Here is a 16,734-nt window from a genome sequence, read left to right as displayed (position 1 = left end):
GCTGTTGAGGAATCAGACGGTGAAGCCGCCGTCGACGTTCCAGTTGGCGCCAGTGACGAAGCCCGACTCCGGCCCCGCCAGGTAGCTGACGACACTGGCAACCTCGTGCGGCTGACCCAAACGCCCGAGTGCCATCACCCCGCGCAGCGTGTCCGCGATCTCGCCTTCCTCAGCGGTCATGTCGGTCACGGTGGGACCCACCTGAAGGTTGTTGACCGTGATGCCGCGGGGCCCGAGTTCACGGGCCAGCGCGCGCGTCATTCCGGCGACCGCCGCCTTTGACATCGCGTAGATCGACATCCCGGAAAGGGGCACCCGGTCGGCATTGATGCTGCCAATGTTGATGATGCGACCTGTGCTGTCCAGATGCGGCAGAGCCGCCTTGGTCGCGGCGAAGACGCTCCGGATGTTGATGGCGACCAACCGGTCGAACTGCTCGATGGTCAGCGTCTCGATGGGAGCGGCGGGGAGAATGCCAGCGTTGTTGACGAGAACGTCCAAGCCGCCCAACTGGGTGACGGTCTCGTCGATCGACCTGGCGACCTGCTCGGGGTCAGCGCTGTCGGCCTGGATCGCGACCACCGTTCCCCCGGATTCGGCGACCTCGGCCACGAGCTTCTCAGCCGCGTCGGCCGAGTCGCTGTACGTGAAGGCGACCGAGGCGCCGTCCCCCGCGACTCGTCGCACGATCGCCGCACCGATCCCGCGCGAAGCCCCGGTCACCAGCACGCGCCGACCTGCAAGTGGTACCGACATGTCATCAGCCTTTCGAACTGCGTGTCACTCAAGCAACTGTCCTAGCGGGACTCATTCCCGCTTCCCCTTTACTCGTGATGCTACGAGTTCGGCCGTCCCCTAGCCTGTCCCTGCTGGTAGTACTCATGCCGGACGTACGCGAAACTAAGACTTCACCTTGGCCAGCGCGCGCAATTGCGTGATCAGCTCACTGCGGTTGCTCGCGCCGAGCCGGTGGCGGATTCGAGCCATGTGGTGCTCGACCGTCTTCGCGGAAATGAAGAGCTTGTCGCCGATTTGTTTGTACGTCATTCCTTGGATCACCAGCTCGGCGACCTCTTGTTCCCGGTCGCTGAGCGGGCTGACCTCGGGTGAAGACTGCTGCCGGGGCCGCAGGTGACGGGCGCAGTCAAGCAAGCTGACCATGGCCTTCCGGTCCTGTGTGCGCAAAGCTGCTTCGCTCGCCAACCGGCCGCTGTCCCACCAATGCCCAACATCGCGCAGCCCTTGGGCGCACGCCATCACCACTTCAGCCTCAACCCGGCCTGAGCACACGTCCACCCAGCACCTCGCGGCCTGGGTCAACGCCGTGCCATACGGCGTCGGGTTCAGGGCAAGCGCCATGATGTGTGACTCGGCCGCGGGAAGGTTCTCGGAGACGATCGCAGCCTGGACACTGGCCCAGTGCACGGGCCCAGTCCACAGTGGCGGGTTACCCAGCTTGTCCACCAAAGCGAAAGCATCGACAAGCCGTGCCGGGTCACGCAACCGAGCACCAGTCACAATGAACTCCGCCACAGGCAACAGCGTGAACAGGTCAACCGGGTGTCGAACCAAACACGCCGACACATCTGTCCACACGCGACGCAAAGTCACCGCGTCACCAGACCGTCTAGCCAACCCGACCCGCAAAGCGGTTTGAAAAAGCTGATCACGCGGTTCACGGACCGCTAACCCATCGATCAGTTGAGCAGCGTCGGCGAACTGGCCACGCATCATCCGGATCCACGCAAGCAACTGCCGATGCCGGACGCGCATCACGTCCCCGCCCATCCGGCCAGCCACAGCCGCGTCCACAAGAGACGAAGCGAGATCGAGCGATCCGCTATGGATGGCGACCAACGCGGCCAGCGCGGCGGGACTGTCCGGAACCAACGCGTCCCGGCCAGCTGGCTCGAGCAAGGCTGACGCCTGAACCAAGCAGGAAAGCGCGGAAGAAGGATCACCGGAAACAGACTGCCGGATCCCGTCGGCCATCAGCGCCGCCGCGCCATCGAGCGCCGTCGGTGGGCGATCAACTCGAGACGAAGGCACGGTCGCCAACGAGCCCACGGCGATCGAAGCGATCTGCGCGAACGAGCTTTCCCGCGCCCAGCCATAAAGTTGAGCACATCGAGCCCACTGGCCGCGGTGAGCCAACGCGGCACCCGCGATCGAAGCTCCAGCGTGGTTCTGGGCCAAAATCGCCTGATCCGCCAGCCGCAAAGCGGTGTCGAGATCTCCAGACAACGCAGCCGCACGGGCCCAATCCGTAATGACACCGGACAAAGGCTGCCCAGCGGACACGGCAGCACCAAACAACTCGGCCGCCAAAGCGGGATTGTCGGCGACGACCTCATGGGCGGCCGTCGACAACACAGTGGCCACTGTGGACCCTGTGGCGCCACTGCCCACAAGGGATCGCGCGAACGGCAAGACCGGCTCGGCCCGATCCAGCTGCAACACCGCAAGCCGCTGCAACACCCCAAGGTAATGCTCAGCAGGCACAACCTTCGCCAAAGCCAGAGAGCACAAGGGAATAACCGAACCAGAAGGCCCAACGAAACCGGTCGCCCGAGCCGCCCGCATCACCTCAGCCACGCCATCGCTGCCGTACCCCAACAGCGAGCTGAGCACATCAATCCGGTTACCCAGTCCCGATCGCGCCGCGACCAGGTAACTCACCACATCGTCGCCCAAGGATTCCAGCTCGTACCTCAGATACTGCATCACCGCGGGCGTCACCTGGCCACCGGCTTCAGCCAGCCGGACAACCCACCGCGGCACTCCATCGGTCAAAGCATGCACGGTGTCCGCAACCGGCGGACAGATCTGCCGGACGTCCTGAATGTCCCAAGAGGACAGATTCCCTCGGTCAAGCACATGCACCAAATCGGCAAGCTCCGGCGACTGCGGCCACGGACGACAAGCGATCACCAGCCGAGGGCACGGCATCTCCCGCAGCATCCGCAACTGCGTCCCCGGCAAGAGGTGAGCATCGTCGACGAGCATCACGGCTCGGCGCCAGTCGTCAGCACCTGTCGTCGGCCAGTCCGTGACCACTTCGACCCCGGCCGCGTGATAGGCCTTCGCCAGCTCACGCAGCAACCTGGTTTTGCCGTATCCGCCTGGGGCTACCACCGCCAGCCGCAGCGGTGCCGATGGGTCCGTGGCCACTCTTGCCGACAAGGTGTGCATATTCCCGCCTATCCGAGAATTGAGCAGGAGATTTCTACCCCAAGGATAGAAAACGCGCCATGGCTGGATGCTCGATCGTAATCAGGACAGGCGCGCCACCATGCCTTCACACGTTCGGACAATCACCCGGGCGGCATCCACGAATTGCCGCCCGGCCACGGGATTTTCGGCCCGCACACGCCACTTGCCGAGAGTTCGCAGCGCGATCTCCCGCTGTCGCACCGGATCGCCGCGCAGACCCAATCGTGATCCGATTGCCGCCCCATCGCCGCCAAGGAGCCGCTCGGCCTCGGCAGCCACATCATCCGGCATCCCAATCTGCCCGGCCCGGACCGCGTCCAACAGCCTGACCTCGACGAACTCGTGCGCGCTCGCCATCAGCCGCTCCACATCGGCCCGCAGACCCGGATTCGGTCTTTGTCGCAGGAAAGCGTTGATGAAGATCAGCGTCGAGCGGGACTTCAGCAACTGAGAACGTTCGCAGAAATGTGTGTCCAGCTGCTGGCACAGCTCGCCGAGGCCACTTCGCCTGATCAGTTCCACGGCCAGTTTGTCCCGCGTGGAAAATCCCTGTCTTACCAGCGTGACGCCCAATCGGATGCCGAAAAGGCCGAACCGGTCGAGCAACCCGGCTGCAATCGTCTTCACTCGATCGGATGACAACAGATGTGAATCAATCTCAGCGCGCGGGCGCGACACGAGATCGATGAACACATCCACCTCGTCCTGCCGAAGCGTCTTGGCCGTGTGGGCGAGAAGGCCCGCGACCGGGACAACGGTCTGGCACACGCCTCGCAGCCGGGGATCGGCGGCATACCGGCGTGCGACCTGGCGGGCGGAGGTCAACGCGTCGAGCCTGCCACCGCCGATCTCGTCCGCGCGCGCCAGGACTCCGATCACGCTCTGGTCCTGGTACTCGGTCAACGGCCGCACATCCGGTGTGTGGGCCATCAGGTAGATCACCGCGTCGGCGTCCTCGTCCAGTCCGACGCGGAACGGCTGGTCCGCGAGCGCCTTGACCAAAGTGGACTTTCCCTGCGTCCCGACGACGGCGACATGGATCGGCTCGTTCATCCTGGCCAGCCGCCGGTCGATGGCAGCACCTGGATAAGCGTCACGGACCCGCCGCAACAGGTCGCGTACCCGATGTTCCAGGTTCACGCCGCCACCTCCCGTGCCGCCCGCGCCAACTCGCGCACCCGCGCGAGCTCGGCGTTCAGGTCCCGCATCCGGGTCTTGCGGTCCGCGGCAGCGTCCACCATGGACCGATGCATCTGCTCGGCATGAGCGGCGAAGTGGTCACGCAAGGTCCGCTGGATCTCCCGCAGACGGTCACGGCTTTGCTTGCCTGCCTGAAAGATCACGTCGTCAACATGCTTGCGCAGCGCTGCCTTCGCATCAGCCTGCCGACGCTGCAACAGCCTCTTACGTTCCTCCTGCACAGTCTTGCCACCCAACAGGAGTCCCGCGCCTATGGACAGCGGGTTGATCATCGCGACGCCGACGATCGTGCTCGCCATGCCGATCATCAGCGTGCCACCGTAACCGCCGCGCATGCCCACGATCAGCTTCTGGCCGAGCCCGAACTTTTCCGGTTCACCCTGCGCGTACTCACTGACAGCATCCGTCAGCTCCGGCGCCTCGCGGATTTCGGGAAGGACACGGCCATCACCGAACTGCTCGGCCACATGTCCAGCCAGCCAACGGGCGCGGGTCATCATCCACGCGAAGGTCGCGGAGGTGCATTCGAGTTCCTTCTGCTGCAACCACTCCGCGAACTCGTCGCCGACTTTGGCCGGGTCGACCGCGTCCAGCTCGGCCTCGGCGACCCGCAGCACGTCCCTGAGCCGGTCACGCAGGTCGTGGTCGATGTCGGCGATGAGGTCCGTGATCCCGTCGTTCAACGTCTGCTGCCACCGGATCGATCGAGGATCGAAAGTGTCGGACCGCAACGACTCCAGCTCGTCGGTCATCATCGAGATCAGGTCGTCGGTCGCCGCAAGGACGTCGTACACGGCCGACCGCCGGGCCAGCGCGTCTCGCAACACCCGCAGCAGCTCGGGAAAACCCGATTCCTCGTTGAGCTGTGCGTCGCCCGTGGCCATCGCGTGCATCCTCAGCTCAGCGGACACCGGCACGAGCGGCGGATCGATCTTGGCCCGGTTCAGCTCGGCCACGTCACGCCAGGCCGGATAAAGATCCATCTTGGACAGTACACAGATCACCACGGGCGCAAGCAGCTGCGCTTGCTTGATCAGGTCCAGCTCGGTGTCGGTGTACTCACTGGACGAGTCGGACACGATCAAGATGGCGTCACAGGGTTCAGGGCCAGGACTGTCCACAAGGGTCAGCCCGCCGTCCAGAACGCTCCTTGGCAGTCTTACTTCGACAGTGCCGGAACGAATATCGGCCACGTGCTCGATAGGCTCGCGTGAATCGCCCGTGACCAGGAAGGCCTCCGGTTCTGAGGCGAATCGGACAGTTGTGGTGACCGCCGGACTGATGTCGTCGGCGACCGGGCAGACCGGGGTACCGACCAACGCGTTGACCAGGTAGCTCTTGCCCTGGTTGAACTCGCCAACGACGAGCACCTGCACTTCCTGCGACAGTACCCGCGCCCGGCTCTGGCGGAGCCGGGCGACGAGGTCTTCGCGGTGGTAGGCGTCAGCCGCCGTGATCGCGGTGTCGATCACTTCGATGACGGTCGGCATGGCTTCCTCCCCCGCCAGGAACATCACGGGATGATGATCAGCGCGTCATTGTTCGACGCAATGTCATTGTTGGAGTTGATGTCGTTGTTGGAATTGAGATCGTTGTTGTCGTTGTTCGAGTTGATGTCGTCATGCGAGTCGACATCGTTGAACGAACCGACGTCGTCGTGCGAATCGTTGTTGGAGTTGACGTCGTTGTAGGAGCCGATGTCATCGTGCGAGTCGACATCGTTGTGGGAGGCGATGTCGTCATGCGAGTCGATGTCGTTGTGGGAATTGATGTCGTCGTGGGAATCGTTGTGCGAGTTGATGTCGTCGTGCGAGTCCGACGAGTCGTTCTGGCTCACAGTGCTGCCGTTGCTGGCAACCCCGACCTCGCCCGACCCGAAATTGTGGACGTTCGCGTCGGTGGAAAAGTCGTCGTTGGACCCAGTGGCGTTACCGCCAACCGCGACCGCGCTGCCATGGTCGGTGTCGATGTCGCCGGTGTTCACGTCGTCGACGTCGTCGCCCGCGGCGACAGCGCCATCTCCGGACGCTACAACTGGATCGTTGTCGAACCACTGGTACACATGGCCGTGCGCCCAGATGTTCTGGTTCACGGAGTTGTCCAGCACGGTGTTGTGGCTGTCGTTGTAGACATACGTGTTCGTGATGTAGTCGAACTGCTTCACCACAGAGTGCATGCCGTGCTCACCAGGCATCGGATGCGGCGACGGCGGAGGCGGTACGACCATGACGTTGTTGTTGCCGGTCTCGTAGGACCGGTCAAGCGAGACACGACTGTTGTCGATCACGAGCGGCAGGACGTCCGCGACATCCTGGCCGCACAGTCCTTCGAACCCGTGTTTTTCCAACGTACCAGCGGGATCGCTGCGGAACTCGGCCTGGAACCCAGGGTCACGCAGCAGCGACAGAATGAACTCGAGCAAGCTTTTCATGTTCGGCTCCAATGTCGTGGGGACCGGGGAGAGCCACAACGGTAGGCAGCGGGCCCGCGGTTGTTCATCGGGGACGATCACCGGTTCGCCCGCACCCCGATCCCTCATGGCCGGATTGGGGGTTTAGGGGAATCCCCCGCTATCTCACCGAACCCGCTAGCACTCGCGCCGCGAGTGCGATCCCATCGACGCCTCGTCTCTGAGGAGGGATTGGCATGCCGTATCGACTCGGGATCGACCTCGGCACCACGTTCACCGCCGCCGCGATCTGCCGTGAATCTCCAGATAGGACAGTCCACACCGAACTCGTTCAGCTCGGCACAAGATCGAGCAGCGTACCGTCCGTACTGTTCATGGCGGACGACATGACGCTGGTCGGCGAGGTCGCGGAGAGACGGGCACTGACCGATCCCGAATCCGTTGTCCGCGAGTTCAAACGGCGTGTCGGCGACGAGATTCCCATCGTGGTGGGCGAAACACCGCACGAGGCGCACGAACTGCTGGCGTGCCTGGTGCGCTGGGTCATCGACCGAGTCATCGAACGTGAGGGCGAACCACCGGACGCGATCGCGGTGACCCACCCCGCGTCCTGGGGCCCGCACCGCGCGGAACTACTTCGCAGCGTGCTGGACGAAGACGTCGTTTTGCTGACCGAGCCGCAGGCCGCCGCCATGCAGTACGCCTCTGCCGAGCGCGTCGATCCCGGGACCACGATCGCGGTCTACGACCTCGGCGGTGGCACGTTCGATGCCGCCGTCGTCCACAAGACGAAGTCCGGAGATTTCGAACTACTGGGCACACCGGAAGGACTTGACCGCCTCGGCGGCGTCGACTTCGACGACGCAATTGTCGAGCATGTGCTTGCTTCGGTGCCGGATTCCGGGCTGACCGATTCGGTCGCGATGGCTCGGTTGCGTCGTGAGTGCACCGAAGCCAAAGAGGCACTGTCGGTCGACACCGAAGCCGCTATCCCGGTGCTGTTGCCGGGCATTGGCACGCAGGTCCGGCTGGCTCGGTCACAGTTCGAGGGGTTGATCGAGCCGGTTCTTGCCGACACCGTCCAAGCACTTGGTCGGGCCATCGCGTCGGCTGGCCTGTGTAACGCCGACGTGGACTCGGTGTTGCTGGTGGGCGGGTCGTCCCGGATCCCACTGGCCGGACGGTTGATCTCAGCCAAGCTCGGCCGCCCAGTCGCCGTGGACGCAGACCCGAAGGGCGTCGTCGCGATGGGCGCCGCACTCGCCGCACATCGGTCACTGCTGTCCGATGAGGACAGACTGATCCCGTCACCGCGACGGCCGGACCACGACCTCGACCCGCCGGAGTTGAAGAGGCCCCGCACCCGCCTGCGCCGGACGAAGCTGGTCCTTGGCACGTTCGCCATGCTGGCGCTGGCGCTGGCCGTGATCCCGTCGCCCTTCACGTCCGACACCGAAACGACCACAAAGGACGGTACGGCGCCCGCGCACGCCGGTCAGCCTGGCACACAGGCCGGGAAGCCGACCCAGCAACCGGGAACCACCAAGAAACGCAATCCGCAGGATCGACCCGGCGGCGCTGCGGATTCGGACGATCCCGAATCGGCACCAGACGCGAAACAACCAGGTGCCACCGGAAATCCCGGTGCGGAAGCCCGCGGCGATGCCGTCTCCGGGGCAGGGCCTTCGTCCGATGCTCCGGCGTCCGATCAACCGGCATCCGCAGAAAACCAACTGCCGTCGCAGGGTGAACCACCGCCACCGGGCAGCGAACCACCCGCGAGCGTGCCGCCCCCAGCCAGTGACCCACCGACGGGTGACCCGCCTGCGAGCGATCCACCGCCACCGGCTGAGGAAATGCCGCCCACGCAGGAGAATCCGCCCCCACCGGCTTCGTCAGCCGACCCGCCGAGCGACACACCGCCGCCATCTTCGCCATGACGAACCGAAGATCCACTGCTACCGTGGTACGTGACAAACTAACCAACTGGTCTAGTCAAACGAAAAGCCAGATGAACCATTGCGTCACAATCTGAAACCAACCTAAACTCACACCCTTCGTTCGACGAACGCGGGTGGTGAGAGTCCGCCATGGGCGACGACGGTCAGCTCAGTGGATTGTTCTTCGGAGGCTGGGGCGACTACCAAACCTGGGCCGATCATGACTTCCAACTACGTTCGTCGGTGGAGAAAGTCCCAGTGCGCAAAGAAAAAGCAGCTCAAGACCAGCCGCCGACCCAGCCACACATGGAGCCGGTCATCCCATCGTGGGAGGACGAGCTACTGAGCGAACCGGCCGAAGAGGCAGAGGCCGAACCCCGCAGACTGGTCCGCCCCTACACCCGCACCGGCGGGCGCACCCGCCCAGTGCACTCACTCGAACTTGAGACCCTGCTGTCGTATTCACCCGGATGGCAGACAGACCTGAACACTCTGCGTGCCGACCACCGAGCGATCTGCGTCGCCTGCCACACCCCCCAATCGACCGCGGAGCTCGCTGTCCACCTTGGACTCCCGCTGGGCGCGGCCAGGGTCCTGATCGCCGACGTGGTGGAACTGGGCCTTATTCACGTACACGAACTGGAACTAGTGGACAACCGTCCCTCAATGGACCTATTGGAAAGGGTCCACCAAGGGTTGCTCCGCCTCTAACCGTCGTGTCCACCTTTCCTGAAGGGTGTGTCCACCTTTCCGGCACACCGAAATGACCTTTCCAGAAGCATGAAGTGTCCAGCCCGGCATGCCGGTGTGTATTTCGGTGTGCCGCAACGGTGGACACGGTGTGCTGGAACGGTGGACACGGCGTGGGTTATGGACGGTAGGTCATCGAGTTGAAGACGTGCATGGCCCATTTGTCATGGGCGGGCGCTTCGTGGATGCACACCGCTCGCAACATGGCTCCCGGGCGGACCACGAAACAGTGGACCTCGTACTGCGGATCACCGTCTACAATGGTCTCCAGCCACCGCGCGTGCCGAAGCTCGTCACCCTTGCGCTCCAGAGACATCTGCTCGTCCGGCACCTCCGGCCCTCCGGCCCTCCGGCAAGTATCACCTTGAGAAACTCGTCAACCGACCGACCAGCCTCGTCGTTGAACTGGTCAATGAGGACAGTCCGGAACCGGCTACTGAACTCCACGGTCCGGCCGACCTTCCTCGCGGACAATCCGGATGACCGTTCGATGGCCCAGTGGTCGCCGATGTGTTCACGGAAACTCACCGGCACAGCATCCGCAAAGCGGCTCAGTACGGCATCACGATTCCACACCTCGGTCAGGACTCGGTGCAACATCGGATGTTCGGAGGTGTCCGCGTGCGGAAGCTGGCTGGCCTCGCGCACGGTGGCGGTCAGCGGAGCCTCACGTATCTCGTAACCCCACGGCATCACCAGATTGGCCAGGGTCCCCTGCACCGCAAGCTCGCGATACTCCTCTTTGGACCACACGGTCACCACGTAATCGAAATCAGTGTCACTGACGCGCACCCATACCCCGAGCCACAGTCGCACGTCTCCTGTAAGCGCGACAGGCATCACACAACGAACGAACCCGCCCGCACCCCGGACTCGCACAAGGCGGGACGTCACCTCCTCCACCTCGGCATCTGGTTCGTGGGCAACGTCCGGCATGTCGAAGGCGAAGTCGATCTGGTCGGCCGTGTCCATCAGATCACCGCAGCAGCCGCACCGAGGCAGCTCCTCGTCCAAGATCCACTCAGTCATGCCGCAGACCCTAGTAGAACCTCGTGAGTGGTTAGCAGGGTTAGAACACGGCTAACCACTCACGAGGGGTTTTCTCAGAAGCGCAGGGCCAGTACGGATACCGCTGCGGGCACGGCGAAGTTGAGCAGGAGGATGGGGATCTCCTCGCCGACCGAGTAGCCAGCAACGACAACCCCCACCACGAGATTGCCGATGCAGAACAGCAGCCACAGCGGCATGAACACGGCCGCCGCGGTTCCGCTGGGCTTCGGGGTGAGCAGGCCGGTCAGCACCCGGATCGCCAGCCACAGCACTATTCCGGTGCCGAGAACGATGAACGTTCGTCCACTATGGACCAACGGGCCGTCGTTCCACCACTGTGCGCTGGCGAACCAGCCGAAGCCAGCGACCAGTGCGGGGATGCCGAACACCGGCAGCATCACGGTGGCTTCTTCGCTGACTTTGTAACCAGCGGCGAACACACCCACGGCCGCGTTGACGGTCGCGATCGCATACCACAACGGCCAGAACAGGATCGCCGCGATGGCACCGACCGGGGTTGTGAACAGCGCGGTCAACGCGAACAGCGACACGTACAGCAGGATCCCGGCGAGCAGGAAGCGAGGCAGGCGCACGTCAGGCCCGGATGGTCATCCTGGAGACCTTGTCCCCGTCGACCCTGAACGAGAAGTGGCTTGGGCCGTTGAAGCCGTTCCCACCGACCTGTGCGGTCACCACGACTTCGCCGTCGCGCTCCTCGACGTCCGTCACGTCGAGGCTGACCTGCTTGCCGATGAACTCGTTGTCGCTCCACTCGGTGATCCGCTTGGCGCCACGGAACTCGCGGCCCCAGTCGTCGACCACACCGTTCTCGGTGAAGCACGCGAGGAACTCGGTGATGTCGTTCTTGTTCGCGGCGTCGATCGCCGCACGCACAGCTGGATCCATACTCACGCGTGACAGCATGGACCTATCCGGGCCGCCGCGCATCCTGGTGGCGGTGTTTTGTCTTTCGTGAAATTGCTGCTTTACCTAAGCTCCGCGGTCACCAGCAGGCGGAGGTACGCGGCCAGCCACCTCGCCGGTCGCGGACTGTCGACGAAGGTTCTGACCAGGTCAGATGGTGTACGCAGGCCGACGCGGTGCAGGTCGTCGGCGAGCTCGGTCAGCCGGGCGCGCAGGCTCGGCGGCACGTCGCGAAGGCCGCGATGGGCGGCCTCGGCGAGGACCGTCATGGCATCGTCCACAGCGGAGCTGATCGGGTCTGGTGTGGACGTCGAACTGGGTAGGTGGGCCGAGGCCGCGGTGGCGAGATCGGGCACGACCACGCCGGACGGTGTCAGGACGGCCAGCGGGTCGATCACGATCGTGCCCCGGACGCGGCGCAAAGTGCCGCTGATGTGCGTCGGCTCTTCTCCAAGAGCCTTGGCTAGCGCGTCGAGGGACTGCGGGCGTACGCCTCGATAAGTCGCCGAAACCATGGCAGTCGTACCCGCTGCGTCGGCGACGACGGCGTCGAGCTGTTGCGTCGCCGGGTCGTAGCCAATGTTGTGGACCTTCGCGATCTCTACAACACGCACAAGCTCAGCCGCGACGCGCGCACGCACCACGCGCGGCGGGAGCGCGCCCAGTGACTCAGCGCACGCAACCAGGTCGCGTACCAACAGCGGCTCGGGCAGCTGCTGCCACGAAGTCCCTACCGGCGTGACGGACGTCTTGCCTACACGGCCCGCGCGCAGGCGAAGCACGCGGCTCGCGCTGCGTGAGACCGACTCCGAGACGACATTGGCCACGGCCGTGCGGGTCGCGGTCCGCATAGGCGCGTCACGGTGTACGAGGACCATGTCGCCCGACGCGAAGTACACGTCAGCCGTCTGCTCGTGCGCCCGGCATCCCAACGCGGTCAGGCGCACGCGACGCAGAGGCGTCTCCGCAGGCTCGTCCGTGCCGAGCACCTCCGAGCGCGGGCCCGTGCCGCAGCTACGCGCGTGCAGTTCGGTGATCAGCTCGGCGAAGCGCTCGGCGCGATATCTGGCGCTGCGGTTGCGGTACGCATCCAGTTGGTCGATCAGGTCCTCGACCGCAGCGGCGGGCCAGTGCAGGTGCTGCGCGGTCAGGTCCCGCTGGACCCGGCGCCACGCCGCATCCAGAACGGGGCCAGCGTGCACGGCGCCGTCAGTCAACAACTGGGCGAGCAGGTCATGCAGCTGGCTCAGGTCGCTGGCCTCGACCTGGCCTCCACCAACGTCGAGCTTCACATCGCCCGTGAGACCTTCCGCGCCACGGAACGCCCACACGGCAAGCACAATCGACTCGTCTCGGTGGTTGGCAGAGGCGTCGGTGTGGACGTATCCCAAATCGCCCGGGACCAGGAACCGAACTGTGCACGTGGGCAACTCGACCGTCGCTGGCCTGCGTACCGTGGCCGCGTAGCCAGCGCGCAATGTGCGGAGGGCCTGTTGCATGGTGCGTTTGCCGAACCGCGTTTCCAGTTCCTCGTCCGTGACCGAACCCGGCGACCACTGGGTGTCCTCCGCGGCTGGTGCGTCACGTTGGTACGCCAGGACAAGCGCTACACGGTGTCTACACACGCTGGTCGCGCCGCAGCTGCACGGTGCGGCGTCGAGCGTCACACCTGGCGGCAGCGAGGACACGACGCCGTCAGCGAACGTGCCACGGACCGTGCCGTCCGCGACCTCGACCGCCGGCCCTGTGCCCGCGTCGAGGTCCTTCATCGCACGCTTGACCAGTCCACGGTTGGCCAGCGCGGCCAAACTGTCCGGCGTAAGGGCGAGTAAATCGGGTCTAGGAGGCCGCTGAATTAGGGTGGTTTGCGGGTTGGTTGTCACCGAGTGATGGCAGGCGAGGACCTGGGCCTTGCTGATTCATGGGCGATGCTGGGCGTTCAGGGAGCCCAGGGCGGTTGCTCGACGAGGTTCACAATCCCCAAGACTGGGGGTTGGGCCGTGGTTTCCCTCAGGTAGCCAGGGTCCAAGCGCCCGCCGTATGGGTCAGGCCGCGACCGATGAGGTTGCGGAGGTTCAAGGCTGCGGTGCGGCGTTTGAGCCAGGCGTTGTTCTTGCCGGTGCCTAGATATCGGAGTTTGAGACGTCGGCCACCGCGGCTGGCGATCTGGGAGATGACCCGTTCCACGTTGGGGCGGAACGTCCTGTAGCTCTCGCGCAGTTCGGGCTTGTCCGCCCAGTCGCGTCGGGCTTGGCGCAGCAGGTCATCTCGTGGGTGCAGAACGATTTTACGGCCGGTCTTGGACGTGGTGCACTGTGCACGCAGTGAGCAGGCACGACAGAGAGCGCCAAAGGTGGCGACCCGGGTCCGGCTGATCGGGCGGGTGATGTCGTTGGGGCAGGTGACCGTGCCCGCTTGCTCGTCCACGGTGAAGTCGTCCACGGTGAAGTCGTCCACGGTGAAGTCGTCCACGGTGAATCCGCCCTCGACCGGAGCCCGCAGCGGCTTGGGCTTGATCACCGCCTCATGCCCGGCATCGTCGATCCCACCGCGTAGATCCCCTGTGCCATAGGCGGAATCGCCGTACCACGCGCGCTTGCCGTCCTCGGCGTCGAGGAACTCCTCGGCCACAGCGGGGTCGGAGTTCTCCGTGCCGGCGGCCGTGGTCACCTTCTCGTCGGTGACGATCCCGGTCTCGGGCTCGGCCGCCACGTGCGCCCGATACCCGTCCCGCCGGTTCTCCGGGGACTTGCGGGTATGCCGCGCATCCGGATCCACTGTGGACACCACCCGGTCCGGGGCGACCTTGCGGGCGATCCGCCACCGCCCATCAGTGCCGTCACTGCCCTCGGCGGGCTCGGCATCCTGACCGGCGACCAACGCCAGCAACGCCAACGCGAACTCCGCGTCGCCTTCCAGTTCGGTATCGGCCAGCGCCGCCACCAGCGCGTTCGCATCGTTGACCAGCGCGGAGACCAGCGCGTCCCTGGCGGCCGGGTCGTCCCAGTCGATCCTCGGCTTGTCCGGCCGACTGTAGTCATGGCCGGTACACACCTTCGCGATCTGCTCCGCCGCGCCGGGCACCTGCCGATCCACCCGCCGGATCGCCGAGATCAGCTGGGTGATGGTGTCCTGGGTGGCGACCGCGTCGGCCAGGATCGTGGAATCCACCGCCCGCTTGCGGCGGCCACGCAGGATCCCGGTCTCCTCGACGACCGTGCGCACCGCGTCGTTGATCCGATGCGGCCGCCCCGAGGTGGCCAGTCGTTTGCGCCAGTACACCAGCGTCGAGGGGTCGAATCCCTTGTCGTCCAATGCCATCCCGGTCGCGACCTTCCACCGCAGGTCACACCGGGCCGCCTCAGCGGTCTCCCGATCCGAGAGATCATGCAGGGTCTGCAACACCAGGATGGAGGCCATCACCGACGCCGGGATCGAGGGCCGTCCCTTGCCCGAGGGGAACAGATCCTCGAACTCTCCATCGGGGAACAGATTCCGGCGATGCCCGGCCAGGAACGCGAACATGCTCCCCGCCGGGACCAGATGACCGACCAGCGCCTCCGCGTCCAGCAGCTCCCGATCACCACGCTCCACACCCTGCATGAAACGATTCTCCCAGCTCAAACCCACATCCTGGGGCGACACGCCGATTATTCAGCGGCCTCCTAGTCATGCCAGCTTCTCCGCGACGAACTCGGCCAATTGACCCGGCGTCATCGCGCCTACATGGGCGCCCACGTTTGTCAGGCGCTGCGCAAGCGCGCGGTCATAGTCCGGTGCCGCCTCCTCATCAAGCGCCGCGAGCCCCAAGACGTGCGTTCCTTGCTCGACGAGCCTTCGGACCGTGCGCACCAGGCTCTCTGGGTCGCCGCCCTCGTAGAAGTCGGTGATCACGGCAACGATCGCGCGGCGCGGGTTGTCGACCAGGCTCGCGCCGTACTTCACCGCGCGTGCGATGTCCGTGCCGCCGCCGAGCTGCACCTTCATCAAAAGCTCGACCGGGTCCGTCACGTCAGACGTCAGGTCCACGACGTTGGTGTCGAACGCGACCAGGTGTGTCCGCAGCCCTGGCAGGCTCCACAGGCACGAGGCCGTGACCGCCGAGTGGATCACCGAGTTCGCCATCGAACCCGACTGGTCCACGAGCAGGACCACCTGCCATTGTTCGACGTGGCGGCGGGTACGGGAGACGAACTTGGGCTTCTCGATCGCGATCCGCTGCTCGTCTGGCCGGTAATGCGCCAGGTTCGCCCGGATCGTGGCCTTGAAGTCGAAGTTACGTGAGTTCTTGTGGATCGACGGGCGCCGGGACCTGGCACCGGAGAACGACTGGCGGATCTCTGTCGCCAGCTTCTCCATCAGTTGTCGCACAACAGCTTCCACGATCCGCCGGGCCATCGCGAGCACGGTTGGATTCATCAGGTGCTTCGTCCGCAGGACCGCCCGCAGCAGCGCCTGGTTGGGCTCGACTCGTTGCAGCACAGCGGGATCGGTGACGACGTCGACGATCTCGTACTTCTCGACGGCGTCGCGCTCCAGCCGCTCGATCGTCTCTCGCGGGAAGAGCTGGTGGACCTCGTCAAGCCAGTCGACGGTCCGCATGACGGAGTCGCCGGTGCCGCCGGTTCGCACATCCCGCTCAGCCAGGTCACCGTCGCGTCCGTACAACCAGTCCAATGCGGCGTCTTGCCGGGCGGCCTTGTCACCCAGCCCGCCGGTACATGCACCTGCGGGCTCTCCCAGAATCAGCCGCCAGCGTTCCATGTCGGTCATGACAGTCCTTCTCGCACCAATAGATCGTCCACGCGCTGGTCGAGCGCCATCGCTTCGGCGACCACGAGCGGGTCCACGTCCAGGCGCAGCAACGAGCGCGCTGAGCCTGACTTGCCACGATGCGCGAGGACACGTTCGGCGATGGCTTCTCGTTCCAGGGGCGGGAAGTAGGCGAACGCCAGGCGCAACGCGGGCAGGGCGACCAGGAAGTCGAACTCGGTCATCGCGTGCACCAACTCGTCCAACACGCCGACGACGTGGTCACTGCGCAGGACGTCTTCACGGGCCAGCGCGAACAGCCCAGCCAGCCAGTCCCCCAGCGTGTTCGGCGCGGCCATCCCCCGCAGGGCTCGCTCGACGTCGGGCAGTTCACCCAGCGCCCAGCCAAGTCCGAGCGCCGCACCTCTTAGAGGGCATCTGATCTTGGTTGGGGCGATATGTCTGTGTCGGGTGACGGCTGATACCTTGATCAAC

14 protein-coding genes are annotated in these 16,734 nt (G+C 65.0%); 2 read left to right on the top strand and 12 right to left on the bottom strand.

Going from position 1 to position 16,734, the window contains the following annotated elements:
* Positions 1 to 12 precede the first annotated feature (12 nt).
* The 5 genes from LWC34_RS13550 to LWC34_RS13530 all read right to left on the bottom strand — a co-directional run bounded on the left by LWC34_RS13550 (position 13) and on the right by LWC34_RS13530 (position 6,844).
* On the bottom strand, positions 13 to 756 hold the full coding sequence (locus tag LWC34_RS13550) for a 3-oxoacyl-ACP reductase family protein (protein ID WP_233725403.1): 744 nt from the start codon (positions 754 to 756) through the stop codon (positions 13 to 15).
* Between the two features lie 144 nt (positions 757 to 900).
* A complete protein-coding gene (locus tag LWC34_RS13545; RefSeq protein WP_233725402.1) occupies positions 901 to 3,192 on the bottom strand; it encodes a helix-turn-helix transcriptional regulator in 2,292 nt (763 codons plus the stop codon).
* An 81-nt stretch (positions 3,193 to 3,273) separates the two neighbouring features.
* A complete protein-coding gene (locus LWC34_RS13540) occupies positions 3,274 to 4,353 on the bottom strand; it encodes a hypothetical protein (protein ID WP_233725401.1) in 1,080 nt (359 codons plus the stop codon).
* Positions 4,350 to 5,927, bottom strand: coding sequence for a dynamin family protein (locus LWC34_RS13535; RefSeq protein WP_233725400.1), 1,578 nt, complete (start codon positions 5,925 to 5,927; stop codon positions 4,350 to 4,352). The genes LWC34_RS13540 and LWC34_RS13535 overlap by 4 nt, the downstream gene beginning before the upstream one ends.
* Positions 5,927 to 6,844, bottom strand: coding sequence for an IniB N-terminal domain-containing protein (locus LWC34_RS13530; RefSeq protein ID WP_233725399.1), 918 nt, complete (start codon positions 6,842 to 6,844; stop codon positions 5,927 to 5,929). Before LWC34_RS13530 ends, LWC34_RS13535 begins: the two co-directional genes overlap by 1 nt.
* 215 nt (positions 6,845 to 7,059) lie before the next feature.
* Here LWC34_RS13530 and LWC34_RS13525 point away from each other — a divergent pair, with 215 nt between their 5' ends.
* Both LWC34_RS13525 and LWC34_RS13520 read left to right on the top strand, forming a co-directional pair.
* On the top strand, positions 7,060 to 8,763 hold the full coding sequence (locus LWC34_RS13525) for an Hsp70 family protein (RefSeq protein WP_233725398.1): 1,704 nt from the start codon (positions 7,060 to 7,062) through the stop codon (positions 8,761 to 8,763).
* A 150-nt stretch (positions 8,764 to 8,913) separates the two neighbouring features.
* Positions 8,914 to 9,474 (top strand): DUF742 domain-containing protein, encoded by a 561-nt coding sequence (locus LWC34_RS13520; protein WP_233725397.1) that lies wholly within the window; start codon positions 8,914 to 8,916, stop codon positions 9,472 to 9,474.
* A gap of 294 nt (positions 9,475 to 9,768) precedes the next feature.
* Here LWC34_RS13520 and LWC34_RS13515 read toward each other — a convergent pair whose 3' ends face one another.
* The 7 genes from LWC34_RS13515 to LWC34_RS13485 all read right to left on the bottom strand — a co-directional run bounded on the left by LWC34_RS13515 (position 9,769) and on the right by LWC34_RS13485 (position 16,733).
* Positions 9,769 to 10,542, bottom strand: a complete 774-nt coding sequence (locus tag LWC34_RS13515) for a DUF2199 domain-containing protein (protein ID WP_233725396.1) — start codon at positions 10,540 to 10,542, stop codon at positions 9,769 to 9,771.
* Positions 10,543 to 10,616: 74 nt separating this feature from the next.
* A complete protein-coding gene (locus tag LWC34_RS13510) occupies positions 10,617 to 11,156 on the bottom strand; it encodes a hypothetical protein (protein ID WP_233725395.1) in 540 nt (179 codons plus the stop codon).
* A 1-nt stretch (position 11,157) separates the two neighbouring features.
* Complete coding sequence (locus tag LWC34_RS13505) at positions 11,158 to 11,469, bottom strand: nuclear transport factor 2 family protein (protein WP_233726433.1); 312 nt, start codon at positions 11,467 to 11,469, stop codon at positions 11,158 to 11,160.
* A gap of 80 nt (positions 11,470 to 11,549) precedes the next feature.
* Positions 11,550 to 13,295, bottom strand: coding sequence for a YehQ family protein (locus LWC34_RS13500; protein WP_233725394.1), 1,746 nt, complete (start codon positions 13,293 to 13,295; stop codon positions 11,550 to 11,552).
* A 202-nt stretch (positions 13,296 to 13,497) separates the two neighbouring features.
* Positions 13,498 to 15,090: an IS1182 family transposase gene (locus LWC34_RS13495; protein ID WP_233725393.1), complete on the bottom strand. Its 1,593-nt coding sequence runs from the start codon at positions 15,088 to 15,090 to the stop codon at positions 13,498 to 13,500.
* 66 nt (positions 15,091 to 15,156) lie between these two features.
* Positions 15,157 to 16,260, bottom strand: a complete 1,104-nt coding sequence (locus LWC34_RS13490) for a VWA domain-containing protein (RefSeq protein ID WP_233725392.1) — start codon at positions 16,258 to 16,260, stop codon at positions 15,157 to 15,159.
* Positions 16,257 to 16,733 (bottom strand): DUF5682 family protein, encoded by a 477-nt coding sequence (locus tag LWC34_RS13485; RefSeq protein ID WP_233725391.1) that lies wholly within the window; start codon positions 16,731 to 16,733, stop codon positions 16,257 to 16,259. Before LWC34_RS13485 ends, LWC34_RS13490 begins: the two co-directional genes overlap by 4 nt.
* Between the last annotated feature and the right edge of the window lies 1 nt (position 16,734).

Origin of the sequence: Kibdelosporangium philippinense (assembly GCF_021390435.2) — a bacterium.
Classification (GTDB): Bacteria; Actinomycetota; Actinomycetes; order Mycobacteriales; family Pseudonocardiaceae; genus Kibdelosporangium; species Kibdelosporangium philippinense.
Note: the sequence above shows the minus strand (reverse complement) of the source record. Positions and strands in the feature narration are given on the sequence as shown.

Bases quoted from the DNA above. Each gene is read 5' to 3' on its own strand.
- LWC34_RS13515 (WP_233725396.1), bottom strand. From the start codon at position 10,542: ATGACTGAGTGGATCTTGGACGAGGAGCTGCCTCGGTGCGGCTGCTGC.
- LWC34_RS13530 (WP_233725399.1), bottom strand. From the start codon at position 6,844: ATGAAAAGCTTGCTCGAGTTCATTCTGTCGCTGCTGCGTGACCCTGGG.
- LWC34_RS13545 (WP_233725402.1), bottom strand. From the start codon at position 3,192: ATGCACACCTTGTCGGCAAGAGTGGCCACGGACCCATCGGCACCGCTG.
- LWC34_RS13490 (WP_233725392.1), bottom strand. From the start codon at position 16,260: ATGACCGACATGGAACGCTGGCGGCTGATTCTGGGAGAGCCCGCAGGT.
- LWC34_RS13525 (WP_233725398.1), top strand. From the start codon at position 7,060: ATGCCGTATCGACTCGGGATCGACCTCGGCACCACGTTCACCGCCGCC.
- LWC34_RS13495 (WP_233725393.1), bottom strand. From the start codon at position 15,090: ATGCAGGGTGTGGAGCGTGGTGATCGGGAGCTGCTGGACGCGGAGGCG.
- LWC34_RS13520 (WP_233725397.1), top strand. From the start codon at position 8,914: ATGGGCGACGACGGTCAGCTCAGTGGATTGTTCTTCGGAGGCTGGGGC.
- LWC34_RS13505 (WP_233726433.1), bottom strand. From the start codon at position 11,469: ATGGATCCAGCTGTGCGTGCGGCGATCGACGCCGCGAACAAGAACGAC.
- LWC34_RS13550 (WP_233725403.1), bottom strand. From the start codon at position 756: ATGTCGGTACCACTTGCAGGTCGGCGCGTGCTGGTGACCGGGGCTTCG.
- LWC34_RS13535 (WP_233725400.1), bottom strand. From the start codon at position 5,927: ATGTTCCTGGCGGGGGAGGAAGCCATGCCGACCGTCATCGAAGTGATC.